Source organism: Chitinophaga rhizophila, assembly GCF_019492185.1.
GTDB classification, from domain to species: Bacteria; Bacteroidota; Bacteroidia; order Chitinophagales; family Chitinophagaceae; genus Chitinophaga; species Chitinophaga rhizophila.
In genome coordinates this window covers 196,737-209,556 of sequence record NZ_JAICCF010000004.1, presented here as the reverse complement: position 1 = coordinate 209,556, position 12,820 = coordinate 196,737, and the positions used below count along the sequence as shown (strand labels likewise).

Below are 12,820 nucleotides of genomic sequence, written 5' to 3'. Positions count from 1 at the left end.
AACTCAGGTAATGTCAAAAGTTAAAGTAGGTTTTGTGCAAATGTCCTGCAGTGGCAATAAGGCTGAAAACCTTGCCAAGGCAACAGAGCGGGTACGTGAAGCAGCCGCCAAAGGTGCTCAGATTGTTTGTCTGCAGGAATTGTTTACTTCCCTTTATTTCTGTGACGTGGAGGATTATGATAATTTCTCCCTGGCAGAACCTATTCCTGGTCCGTCTACCGACACTTTACAGAAAGTAGCGGCAGAACTGGGCGTTGTGATTATCGCGTCCCTGTTTGAGAAGCGTGCGCAAGGCCTTTACCATAACACAACCGCCGTGCTGGATGCCGACGGCAGCTACCTGGGTAAATACCGTAAGATGCATATCCCGGACGATCCGGCATACTACGAGAAATTCTATTTCACCCCAGGTGATCTCGGTTATAAAGTATTCAAGACAAAATTCGCCACTATTGGTGTACTGATCTGTTGGGATCAGTGGTATCCGGAAGCGGCAAGAATCACTGCACTGATGGGTGCAGAAATCCTCTTCTACCCTACTGCTATCGGTTGGGCTACCAGCCAGGATGAGCCAACCAATGTAGAGCAATACAACGCCTGGCAGACCATCCAGCGCAGCCATGCTGTAGCTAATGGTATCCACGTAGTAAGTGTAAACCGTGTGGGCCTGGAACAGGAAGGCGCTATGAAATTCTGGGGTGGTTCTTTCATTGCCAATCCATTTGGCAGCATCATCTACCAGGCTTCTCACGAGAAGGAAGAAGTATTCGTGCAGGAACTGGATCTTTCTGTTACCGACAGATACCGTACACACTGGCCGTTTATGCGCGACAGAAGAATTGACTCTTACGCACCTATCACCAAAAGATTTATTGACGAAGCATAATGAACGGACAACCTACTTTGAAACAGCAGGGATACTTCTTCCCTGCCGAATTTCACCCGCATACCGCAACCTGGCTGAGCTGGCCGCATAAAGAAGCCAGCTGGCCGGGAAAGATCCACACCATCTATCCCTACTATAGCCAGTTCGTAAAATACCTGGCAGAGAGTGAAATAGTCCGTATCAACGTGAACGATGAAGCCATGAAGGCTTTCGCTACCGGTCATCTGGAGAAAGCCGGCGTTAACATGTCAAAGGTTGAATTTTACTTTAACCCGACCAACGACGCCTGGTGCCGCGATCACGGCCCTGCCTTCCTCATCAACCCTGCCACCCGTAAAAAGGTGATCGTTGACTGGAACTACAACGCCTGGGGCGGCAAATACCCTCCATTTGACAAAGATGATGTAGTGCCCACCCGCATCGCAGAGCACTTCAAACTGCCTGTGTATCATCCCGGCATTATCATGGAAGGCGGCTCAGTAGAGTTCAACGGTAAAGGTACCGTCCTCACTTCAGGATGCTGCCTGTTAAACGAGAACAGGAACCCGCATCTTAATAAAGCGCAGATAGAAACCTACCTGCAGGACTTTTATGGTGTTGATCAGGTATTATGGGTAGATGAAGGGATTATTGGTGATGATACTGACGGCCATATTGATGACACCGTACGTTTTGTCAATGAAGATACTGTTCTGACTGTCATCGAGACAAACAAGCAGGATGAAAACTATGAGCTGCTTCAGCAGAATCTGCAACAGCTGAAACAGATGCGTCTCCTCAGCGGTAAACAACTGAACGTCGTTGAACTGCCAATGCCTGACGCCATCATTTATGATGATCAACGTTTACCAGCGTCTTATGCCAACTTCTACATCAGTAATAAACATGTGATTGTTCCTGTGTTTAATTGTGCAAATGACGACAAGGCACTGCGTATCATTAGCGAGTGCTTCAAAGATCGTGAGGTCGTTGGAATTGACTCCACAGAGATCATCTGGGGATTAGGTAGTTTCCATTGCCTCAGTCAGCAGGAACCAGAGATATAATCGTCTTCCTGATATTAGTAAAAAGCCAGCATCTGATCTCCAGTTGCTGGCTTTTTGCTTTTATACCGGTGCTGTAACCGTCTCTGCATGGTTGTAGCTGTCTGCTGCCGCTTGAGGTAGGACGACGGGCTGACGCACTTTTGAAGGCGTGCAAACGGGTGGCAGGAGGTCGTCTTGGACAGCTGCCCATGACCGACCAAACTCTTCACAAGTAACGCTGAAATTCCTCATATCTGAAGCAACATTACACAAGTACTGATACAATATCAACATGGAAACCAGATAGATCAGACATTATGACGTAGAAAGTCCTGAGACCCTAGGAAATTAAGATCATGGCGACAATAAAAGATGATAAGAATATTGAGTATTACCTGACGGATATTACACGTAACGAACTGAAAGAGAACTAAATGTGGAGATGAGGTGGACTTGAGGTGGACTTATAGCACTCAAATGGATGATTTTCAATAGTTTAAAAGAAGATTACCACCATATAAACTACTCAATAAAGTTACAAATAATCTCTGATAATATGGTAGCAGCAACACCGCAGCCCAGCCTGCCAGTTCGGCACATTTTGTCATAGGATTGTTAAACATACGCCAACAGCCGAGCTTAAATTCCCCATTTTCACATTTTGTTAGCTTTTTTTGTGGTAAATTTGCATCAGTACTTCAAGCCAAAGTAAACAGCCGGACTAACCATAAGCCCGGCTAATTTTTAGAAAAACCTAACCCAATTCCGTTGATGAAGAAACCTGTGTTTAAGAACATCTTTAAATTCACACTTGCTGCCGGATTATTCTCCGGTATCCTTTTCACAGCTGCCGTACCTACTGCAGGTAATAAAACAAAGATCGTGTCACTGGCTGAAAATAAGCTGGGGGCAAGAATGGCTTTGTTTAGTCAATTGAAACTTGACTCTCTCGGCCTGTCTAAAGATGCATATGCGTATGCATTGGCGGGACTTGAAAAGCTCGAAAAGGAAGGTAAGTTAGCCAATCCGGACCTGCTGACGATAGCCGACTTTAGTCTGCCTTCCAGCAAAAAAAGACTGTTTGTGATAGACCTGAAAAAGGGCGAGGTGTTGTTTAATACACTGGTGTCACATGGAAGAAATTCCGGTACCGCTGTAGCGACTAACTTCTCTAACACACCGGAAAGTTTCAAGAGCAGTCTGGGATTCTATGTAACCGGTCAGACTTACAAAGGTGAACATGGTTACTCTTTACGTCTGGCAGGAGAAGAACAGGGTATTAATGATAATGCGATGAGTCGTGGTATCGTAATGCACAGTGCAAAGTATGTCAGCGAGCAGATTGCCAAATTACAGGGATATATCGGTCGTAGCCTTGGCTGCCCCGCTATACCGGAACAGGTACACCGCCAGATCATTGAGGCTATTAAAGATGGTACCTGCCTGTTCTTATACAGTCCGGATAAATCTTACATGGCAAACTCTAAAATGCTGATGCCGACAGATACCACTATCGTTTAACAATCAGTAAAAAGATATTTAAGTAAAAACTAAACCGCGATTACAGGTAGTATTTGCTACTGTAATCGCGGTTTTATTTTGTATTCCTGTAACTCCTCCTGGCCCCTCTTCAAATACACAACAACGGCGCTCAATTATATAATTCTCACGCTAAAATCATTACCGCCTCTGCATGGAGATAACGCGTATACTGAAAAGGGCCAGGAAGATGTCACGGAACAGGCGTGTTATAAGTTGACAATCACTTCGGATCAGTAAAAAGTTTACCTGCTGTATAAGTATCGTGATCATAGATATCCTCCCTGAACTGCACCTTACCTTCCTCATCTACCCAGGCTGTATAGTAAGAGATCAATACCGGCACAGGTTCTTTTACTCTTACATATTTCTCCTTGCCACTATTCATAGCACTGTCTATACGTTCCGCAGACCAGCTGTTATTATCTGCCAACAAATAGTTGGCCATCTTCTCCGGGTCTCCCAGTCTGATACAACCATGACTGAAAGCACGTTGATCTCTGTCAAAGAGGTACTTCTGATTGGTGTCATGGAAGTAGATATTGAAACTGTTTGGGAAGAGGAACTTTACTTTACCCAGTGGGTTGTCCTTACCAGGTAACTGCCTTACAATAGGTACTCCGTTACGCTCTCCTGTGATCTCCATATTCTTATCGCTGATATAATTCTTGTTACGGGACATGGCCGGCAACACTTCTTCTTTAACAATACTGTTTGGCAGGTTCCAGTAAGGACTGAACACGATCTGATCCAGCTTGCCAGAGAACATGGTGGTGTTCTTACCTTCCTTTCCTACTACCACCGGCATGTCAAACTCACGTTTGCTTCCATTCCATACGTGCAGCGCAAATTCAGGAATGTTTACCAGGATCAGCCTTCCGTCAGGATTTGCCGGAGCCCAGCGCATCCTTTCCAGATTGATCAGTATACGTTGTACCAGTTTGATAGCTGGCGTATTCATCTCACGCAATAACGTATCTGTAATGACACCTTTTGGTGTATGACCATGTGTACCTTCAAACCTGATTACAGCAGCTTCCAGGGCGTCATTGAAGAGTGTGGAAGTATCTTTATCAGCCATTTCTCCTGTGGCCTGTAAACGTTTCTTTACCCAGGCGATTACAGCGGTACTGTCTCCCTTCTTGTAACGCTTTTTCTTTTCTACAGTAATCGTATCCCAACCCCCGTTCTTTGCAATGTCAACATACTGTTGTAAAGCCTTTTTCAGTGTAGGATAACTATTGCTACCCATCGTCTCATCTTTACCTTCCAATACATGTGCAGCTTTATCGAGTATGGCAGACTTTGTTGCCGGCACCGCATTCTCCAAAGCCTCCACGCTATGGTCTGCCTTATCCAGGTAATAGCTGATAAAGCGCTGTGTTAACTGCAGTTCTGTTTTGACGATATTTGCGTCTTTCGGAGAAGCAGCTCCATCCATATCGCCATTCATCATAGCGTTCAGACGGTATTCGAGCGACTTATTCCCTTCACTGGTATCAATACTATAATCATACAGACTACGGAAGCCATAGGCCTGCTCATTCAGTCCGCTCTGATCAAACCATGCATACTGGAAGTTACGGGCATTATAGAAGCTCCGCATTCTGGCTGCCATTGTATCATTCAGCTGCTGTGCAGTAATGAATTTGTTGACATCACTAGTGTCAAGAAAAAAATTGTTATATGCGTTAGCAGGCGTGATATCCGTGTTACGTGGAGTAACCTTAATCCCTTCCTTTTCTGTCCCTTTTTTCGTATCACAACTATAGGCAAAGCCTGCAATCACACAAGCTATAGATATCAGTAGATGAGTATTCTTCATGCTGATCCCGGATGCAAAACACGTGCCTCTGCATTTACCGAAGGCGGATGATGCCGGAATAGGTAGTTTTTGTGGAAAAAACTTCACAGGAAATGCAACAAATTATAGATTCAGCGTCTTACCTTCTTTATTAAACTCTTTACGGATGCCGGTTTGGATGTCTTTGAGGAGAATGGTTTCACTGTTTCTCTTGAGTGCAGAAAGGCAACTATATTGTACTACATTAATGATAGCACCACCTGCCAGTTCATATTTCCTGGCAATCTCGGAGAGATTCACATCTGCGTCCAGTGCAACGTGCTTCGGAAATGATTGCTGCCATATCCGCTCCCGCTGTGCAGGTGCTGGTACCGGAAAATAGATCATAGACTGAAACCTTCGGCCGAAAGCTTCATCAATATTTGCCTTCAGATTGGTAGCCAGTATTACCAGACCAGGAAAGTCTTCTATCCTTTGCAGCAGATAAGCAACTTCCTGGTTCGCATACCGGTCATTGGAAGAGTTTGTTGCACTGCGTTTACCAAATAAGGCATCGGCTTCGTCAAAGAACAATATCCAATGTTTATTGGCCGCCTGGTCAAATACACCTGCCAGGTTCTTCTCCGTTTCACCAATATATTTAGATACGATCATCGACAGGTCAATACGGTATACATCCATCTGGAACGTCTTTCCCAGCAGGCAGGCCGTGAAGGACTTACCAGTTCCCGGCGGACCGTAAAACAGGGCTCTGTATCCTGGTTTAATCCTGTTCTCCATTTTCCAATCCTTCAGTAAGGCGGTTCCATGTTCGATCCAGGTGCGGATCTCTTCTACCTCTGTCATCGTATGCGGATCCAGTACCAGATCACCCCAGCCCAGTCCTGTACGGATCTGCTTTGCGGGAAACTGCGTGCTGTAATGGGGCTGATACGCGATGCCTTGTGTGAAGTAACTGAGATACTCGGGCGTGATCTGCAAAGCGCCGCTTAACATCGGCTCGTCAGTATGAGGTGATACCAGTTTTAAGATATTATCCCTGATAAAGAAATGATGCGGGCTGAATAGTTGTAACAGTTCCAACCGTTGTAACAGGTTATTGGCGGCAACAAGAAAAGCCGCTGTTTCGCCTGTGGGCAGAAAACCTCCATGCTGATTCCCCTTGATCCCGCCAAACTCAGTAAAACCTCTGTCGTACGTACTGTTTTTGACAAAAAAGATATCCAGCAATTGTGGTTGCAGATGAGGGCATAATGCGAGTAACAGTACCAACCGCTCGGACGTGGTCATCCTGTAGTGCCTTATGATCTGTGAGTAGACGGCATTCCCATCCATGACCGGTGGAGCTGGTTCTTCGAGCACCTGTACATGCGCCGTCTCGAAGTATTGTTGCATACGCAGCTGCAATATTCTGCTGAACCATAATAGCTCCTCATGTAATACGGCGGCATTTGCAACCATCAGGTTGTTATCCATTCTGTATATATCGGTTTTGGGAGCCAGGAGAAACGCATCATTCCGTAGCTCCAGGGTAGTGTTTGTAAAATGATGTCGTAACTGCGCTGATGAATGCGTATAATCCAGGCTTCTTCTGTCTGCCATAATAAGCCTTCCCTTTGCAGAAACGAGGCCCGGAAGCTCTCCTGTGAACTGTTACGCATCTTAGGCCATTGCTGGATGGCCACACCTATCAGTTGTGAGGATAGTTCACGATCTGCCGCTGTGATATCTACATCAGGATCCAACGGTTCTTCCCAGGGTGCATTACACATCACACGGTTCAGTAACAGTTCATGCTCTGCATGCCCGGTCTGCCCATCCACCAGCAGTTGTAGTAAACGTATTGCCTTCTGACGCGCTTTCTCGTCATTAAACTTTCCTTTTGTGAGCAGATCAAGTTTGGAGAAATAGGTAGAGAAGAAAGGATGCAATAGTACCAGGCCGGCATTCCGGATGGTTATAGCCTCCTGTTCTGAACCAGGTGTCTGTACCGGCCTGGCAAACAGACGCTCGTAAGGTCTTTGCTCCTGTGCCGGCAGCGGTTGCCCCTGCTGTAATAGGCTCGGGTTTGAATGCGAGTCGGATGATGCAGTTGCCACCCTCTTTTCAGGCCTGATCAGCGCCGCCGTTGCCTTTTGCAGGACGGGTAAAGCACTTCTGATCTGTGTCAGGGAAGTGACGGATGACATATCATGTTGTACGATGTTGTATAATAGCTTCCTGACTGTCGTTTCTCCGTAGCCACTCAGGAATTGGGCCAGCTGATTGATATATGACTCGCTGCTGTTGATTTGTATCCTGCCGGATAACCATAACAGGTTGAACCGGCGGAATAATAGCTTAACACTGTCGCGTTCCAGGTTATCAGTGACCATTGTTTCCAGCAATTGCTGCCATTGCTGCAAGGCGGCAATAGTATGATTCCCCCATAATAGCGGCAGCGCATCACCCATCATTGTCCAGAAATCTTCCTCCGTAGTATGCAGCGCTACCTGTTGTAATACAGCCACAGGAGATAATACATTCCTGTAAAACAGGAGCCGATCGGCATGGGTGCGTTGTTTGTATTGCAGCCATATTTCCCGGAAACTGTTACGATGCTGGATGAAGGTGTGTGGTAATGCCTGTTGGAGAAACTGGATCGTGTCCTGCTCAGCGTACCTTTGCAGCTGATAGCGAATGTTCTCCTCCAACGGCGTGACTGTTTTATCGAATAGCTGGTGAATATGTAACCGTGCCTGCAGCAATGGTGCTGGTTGTTCCCACAGGCTGGCAAGTAACAATGGCCGCTTCCTGAACAGCAGGATAACGGCCTGTTTCATGAGCACATCCTGCCTGCCTTTCTGCAGCCGGCTGAACCAGGCCGGAAGGGGCTGTCCGGTGATAAAAGACCGGAATAGCGTAACCGCTTGTTGCCACACCTCTTCCCTATCCTCCCTTCCTGCTATTGTATCGTAGTTAATCCACAATAGTGGCAATGGTATATCTGTATGTGGCGCGCTGCCTAAAGGCAATAATCTGGGCACATTTACATGATCGTGTCCGTCATAAGGCATAACTGCAAAAGCCTGTGCATTGTCTGCATGTATGCCGGCAGCGGCATTCTCTTCGTATAGTACCTGTATGAAGGTGACAAAAGAATCTGACGGAATGTATTGTCTGTACAGGTCTATCGCTTTGCGGAATATATACAGAAGATGATAATAATCCGCATTGAAGTGTCGTGCCAGCCTTTCCAGGTGACGCCGGATGAACTGTTTACGGTTGAACTGTCCACTGTTATCTGTCACCAGGTAGGTCAGTACGAACAGCCATACGGCGCGTTCAAATTCGTTCTGCGCATGGGCGACCAATGCCTGTTTACTGTGCAGGGTGATGACACCCGTAATATATCCAAGGATAAAAGTCGCCTGTTCTTCTTCCAGCGAAGTAATAATTTGCTGCACTGTACCTTTGGAAAAATGCCAGGCAATCCTTTTCAGTACATAGTCCTGCTGCGCAGTCTTTACTATAAACAGTGCGAATTGGGAGGGCGAGGCTGCAATCAGGGCCAGCACAATGTCTTCCAGTCTGCTGCTTTCTTCAGGTGTAGCCCACCAGGGCATGCTGCCAGAGAGCAGGTAGTGAGCCAGCAGAGCATAATGCCTTTCCTGTACGGTACTGAAGTGTAATACCTTACCTGGCGTATTACTTTGTTGCCAGGATTGAGCAATACGTTCTCTTAACGCCTTTTCCAGCAGTTCAGGCAGTATGCGTACCACGTCCTGCTCAAAGTTCGTGTAGGGTAATGTACCGAGGTCCAGTTCCAGGTGAGGTATCCAGGCGCTTTCCCCGGGTGATAATACGCTGCTGATTACCTTTTCGGTAGCGGCCGACAGGTGGTGATTGAACAGGGTACTAAACTTGTCCTGCAAGCCCCTGGCCCCGTCCTTGTCGGCATACTGGATATCGAAGGTCCATCGTCGGATAATATGTGCGGATTCGTTCATCCTATGGCTTGCTGGTTTTGGAAAGAAACTCCAGCATCTTTATTCGCAGCGCGGGAATGGTACCGCTCAGAAAAAGATCCGGCAAAGCTTTCAGCCAGGGAAAGTATATCTTTTCAAACTGCCTCATTTCGGCAATACCCAGCCAGCGGAAAGACAGGTGGTAATAGACAGGAGTCTGTTCCCTGATAAGGTCTTCCGTGAACCGGCGAAATTCTGCGTACTGGAATCTGGCAGGCCAGGAAGGCAAAACAATAGTGACAGCCGGCCGGTAAAACGTATCCGGCAAAGCCTGTCCGTTACCGGAATCAATATAGTATTCCATACGGGGATATGCCGCATCGTGGCCCGCACGGATCAGGGAGAGGCAATGTACCAGCTCATGCATGTCATTTCCCAATGTCTGTGGCTGTGCATGGACAATATAATCCGCAGATAGCTGCTGGTAGATCTCTCCGGCAGATAATGCCTCCCAGCGTGTTGCTATCAACCGTCGGATCAGCTGCTCCCGGTCTTCAAAGCCACGAAGTGCCCGTAATTCAAGTATCACTTTACCTTTATATGATAGCAGGCGAAAGCCGTAAGCCTTCATTTGCAGCGTTGGTCTGAGCAAGGTGTGCTCTACAGTGTAAAAGCCTTCGGAAGCACTGCTGATCTCCTGCAAATGTTTGATCATCTGCTGCTGTGCACTAATGGCTGCCTCCCTGTTCCTGTGTTTAGCCGTGGCGTGCCAGGTGTTCTGCCCCGGGGCCTTATAGAGTATGACAAACAGGTTAGCTGCCTCATTCTCCACAATCCTGTAGTTGGACGGGTCCGTTCCATATTTCAGTAAGGAAACAGGCTGATGACCGAAATGATACTGTTGTGTGCCGATAGCGTTGTCTGGTATATCGTCGTTATACCAGATATTCTCCCCGTTTACATGTATCTGCGTAGCAATAGGAACAGGGTGCCAGGCACCGGCTACCTGCATATCCAGGTGGGGCTTGTCAAACACTGCAGTCAGAGGCTGGTGTACATCGCGTTCAATATGCAGCAGCTTATAGATCCATTGCTGGTAACCGGAGAATACACCCATGGCATCGGGATCCATCAGGTAATTGAATCCCTGCATCCTGCCTTTGAGTAATACCGGCAGCTGTTGCAATAAGCTGGCCTTCCAGCGAAGCTCACAGTTGATACGGCTTTTCTCATCCGGTGGATGATACAGTACATTATACAGGTTCACAGGGTATCTGGGCACTACCATATTAAAACGTGCCAACAGGTGATCGAAGATGCGGATCTTGCGCTGCTGGTAGACAGTGTCACTTTCTGACATGCCCTCCAGTGACTTCACGTAGGCGTTATTGCGATCATTTTTGAAGTCCTCCCATAGCTGCTTGCTGGTAGTAAATGCCTTCAGCAGATGCTGTACATGCGGCACATCGTACAGCGGTTGGGAGAAGTAGGTACTTGCCGGTATGTTATCGATATCGGGCGAGAATACTGCGGAGAGATTCCCGAGTTGTGCCAGATAATCCGCCAGCAGCTGTTCAAACAGCAACAGATAGGCTTTCAGTTGCTTTGCCTGCGCTCGTCTGGGTGCAGGTTCCTGCATAGACACCTCTTCTTCTCCTGTGCCATAGATAGCAGGTAGATAGTGCTGCAGCGAATAGTATTGCGTGGAATTACGGTAGGTAGCCTGCAGGGAATTATCCGCCTTTGCTTTTTCCTGCGCTGTATAGTGCCGTTTTCTCATCTCCCGGATCTTCCGGAAAACGTTCCAGAAGACAGCATCGCGGGAGTGCTGTTCAAACTGATCACTGTAGATCCCTATATCGTTACGACCATCTGTGATATCCACATAGGGATAGTACCCGGGTTGTATCAGTATAGGCCGGCTGCTGAAGTTGATACCATCCGTAGATATATGCAGGAACTTCACCTGGATAACGCCGGGTACCTGGGAGATCGCTTTAACCATTTCTGAAGGATCTACCTGCTGCTTCCGCTCACGCAGATCAGCGTCAGGCACAAAGCCCCGACTCAGCTCCGGACCCTGATAGATCTCTTCAATACTATACCCCGCCTCCAGCAGTTCTGCCTCTGACACAAACCGTACCGGCGGGTGTACGACTTCTTCGATCGCATTACATACGTAGGCCAGCGTTTCTCTTACCGGGTAGTGGGCATCTACCATAATGGTTGCTTTGATGGCTATGTGCTGTGCTTTCAGAATACTGATTTCTTCAAAGTTCTCTCCCAGGTTTCTGTTCCGCATCAGGCAGTTACGCACCACTGCCCTCAGCTTTTCTGCCACAGCCATATCTGCCTCCACTTCCCGGGTCATAGCGTCATCCGGCTGGATCAGTACGCGGTATGTACCTTTGGATGCGCCGGGAGAATAGTCAGACATTACCGGTTCTATCCATACGTTTTCCAACCGCTCTACCTGGTCCAGCAGCAGCTTACGGAAGTCTGCTACAGTTACGGGGCCTGCATTCAGTATATCTGACTTACTGAAGAACACATTGTGCCTGGCATGGATACGCCCATGCTCATCTGCCAGCAGCTCATTTACAGGGAAATCGGTTTTGTAAGCCAGGTCAGTCAGGGCAAAACAAAGCTGCTCTAAGATGGTAACCCCAGGGTCGTGCAGGTTATAGTCCGTCCATACGTGACCCGACAGTTCCTGCACCAGTGCAAGCGCTTCCGCCCTTAATGTGGCAAAGTCCAGCGTTTTATCTCTGGTATTATCTCTGCTGATCTGTAAAGGAATATTCATATCAACAACCGCTTGCTAGTGATGGTAATAGTCTTTAGGCATAAATGCTGTATCATCCCACAGTCTGGTGATGCGGTAGTAAATGTCTACGTCCGGCCCGTAGTTACTGTTGGTGCGTATCTGCAGCGCATAGTTATGGGTACTTCCTTTCCAGCGTACCCGCAGCCGATTCCAGAAGAAACCGTAATGCGAAGATGTTTTTCTGATACTCCGCCGGGGCCATGATCTGCCGAAAGCACTCACTGCGTAGGCATGCAGAATGGCAAATCGGCCTGAGTTACGCTTCCCTGTACGGGCAATGATCTCGAATGCCTGACAGTTATCAAGGCCACTGATAACCGGGTGCCACTTTCCGTCAGCCGGAACCTTCCCTACCTGGTAGGTACCGATCCGGCCTTCCATAGCAACGAACCCGGTAACCTCCATTTTATAACAGGGATTACATCTTTTACCTATACCCAGGTCGCCGTTCATGTGGAAGAAGAAGCTCTGCGCATCAACGGATGTTCCTTCTGACCGATTAGTATGCGGGCGCATGCGAAAACCCGGGTTTTCCCTTTCATCTTTTTCCATCAGAAAAAACGGTTCCAGGTCGTCATTGGTACGATAGAAAGATACAAGCCGTTTAGACGCTCCCAGCGCTGCTACCAGCATGCCGTTTTCTTCATCTTTGGAAAAGCCGTCTTCCTGTTTGTTGATGGTAGAGTCAATCAGGTGTGCAAAGTGATGTTCTGTTGGCAGTTTACCGTTCCGGAAGTGTTCTTTTAGCTCTTCCCTGCCAAATATCTTGTTGTTATTCTTCGTCGCCATAAT

Annotated in this window: 8 protein-coding genes; 3 read left to right on the top strand and 5 right to left on the bottom strand. The window is 47.5% G+C overall.

Annotated elements, in window-relative coordinates:
* Window positions 1-10 precede the first annotated feature (10 nt).
* The 3 genes from K1Y79_RS20985 (at window position 11) to K1Y79_RS20975 (ending at window position 3,432) form a co-directional block, all read left to right on the top strand.
* Window positions 11-886, top strand: coding sequence for a carbon-nitrogen hydrolase (locus K1Y79_RS20985; RefSeq protein WP_220252154.1), 876 nt, complete (start codon window positions 11-13; stop codon window positions 884-886).
* Window positions 886-1,932: an agmatine deiminase family protein gene (locus tag K1Y79_RS20980; protein WP_220252153.1), complete on the top strand. Its 1,047-nt coding sequence runs from the start codon at window positions 886-888 to the stop codon at window positions 1,930-1,932. The genes K1Y79_RS20985 and K1Y79_RS20980 overlap by 1 nt, the downstream gene beginning before the upstream one ends.
* 750 nt (window positions 1,933-2,682) lie before the next feature.
* Window positions 2,683-3,432, top strand: coding sequence for a murein L,D-transpeptidase catalytic domain family protein (locus tag K1Y79_RS20975; protein WP_220252152.1), 750 nt, complete (start codon window positions 2,683-2,685; stop codon window positions 3,430-3,432).
* 241 nt (window positions 3,433-3,673) lie between these two features.
* Here K1Y79_RS20975 and K1Y79_RS20970 read toward each other — a convergent pair whose 3' ends face one another.
* From K1Y79_RS20970 to K1Y79_RS20950, 5 genes are all read right to left on the bottom strand, one after another.
* Complete coding sequence (locus tag K1Y79_RS20970) at window positions 3,674-5,275, bottom strand: L,D-transpeptidase family protein (RefSeq protein WP_220252151.1); 1,602 nt, start codon at window positions 5,273-5,275, stop codon at window positions 3,674-3,676.
* A 102-nt stretch (window positions 5,276-5,377) separates the two neighbouring features.
* Window positions 5,378-6,730 (bottom strand): ATP-binding protein, encoded by a 1,353-nt coding sequence (locus tag K1Y79_RS20965; RefSeq protein ID WP_220252150.1) that lies wholly within the window; start codon window positions 6,728-6,730, stop codon window positions 5,378-5,380.
* Window positions 6,715-9,243 (bottom strand): contractile injection system tape measure protein, encoded by a 2,529-nt coding sequence (locus K1Y79_RS20960; RefSeq protein WP_220252149.1) that lies wholly within the window; start codon window positions 9,241-9,243, stop codon window positions 6,715-6,717. The genes K1Y79_RS20965 and K1Y79_RS20960 overlap by 16 nt, the downstream gene beginning before the upstream one ends.
* Window position 9,244: 1 nt before the next feature.
* Window positions 9,245-12,007, bottom strand: a complete 2,763-nt coding sequence (locus K1Y79_RS20955) for a hypothetical protein (protein WP_220252148.1) — start codon at window positions 12,005-12,007, stop codon at window positions 9,245-9,247.
* Window positions 12,008-12,022: 15 nt separating this feature from the next.
* On the bottom strand, window positions 12,023-12,817 hold the full coding sequence (locus K1Y79_RS20950; RefSeq protein WP_220252147.1) for a hypothetical protein: 795 nt from the start codon (window positions 12,815-12,817) through the stop codon (window positions 12,023-12,025).
* Window positions 12,818-12,820 lie beyond the last annotated feature (3 nt).

Coding starts and splice junctions, on each gene's coding strand:
- K1Y79_RS20955 (WP_220252148.1), bottom strand. CDS start 12,007: ATGAATATTCCTTTACAGATCAGCAGAGATAATACCAGAGATAAAACG.
- K1Y79_RS20980 (WP_220252153.1), top strand. CDS start 886: ATGAACGGACAACCTACTTTGAAACAGCAGGGATACTTCTTCCCTGCC.
- K1Y79_RS20960 (WP_220252149.1), bottom strand. CDS start 9,243: ATGAACGAATCCGCACATATTATCCGACGATGGACCTTCGATATCCAG.
- K1Y79_RS20965 (WP_220252150.1), bottom strand. CDS start 6,730: ATGGATAACAACCTGATGGTTGCAAATGCCGCCGTATTACATGAGGAG.
- K1Y79_RS20985 (WP_220252154.1), top strand. CDS start 11: ATGTCAAAAGTTAAAGTAGGTTTTGTGCAAATGTCCTGCAGTGGCAAT.
- K1Y79_RS20975 (WP_220252152.1), top strand. CDS start 2,683: ATGAAGAAACCTGTGTTTAAGAACATCTTTAAATTCACACTTGCTGCC.
- K1Y79_RS20970 (WP_220252151.1), bottom strand. CDS start 5,275: ATGAAGAATACTCATCTACTGATATCTATAGCTTGTGTGATTGCAGGC.
- K1Y79_RS20950 (WP_220252147.1), bottom strand. CDS start 12,817: ATGGCGACGAAGAATAACAACAAGATATTTGGCAGGGAAGAGCTAAAA.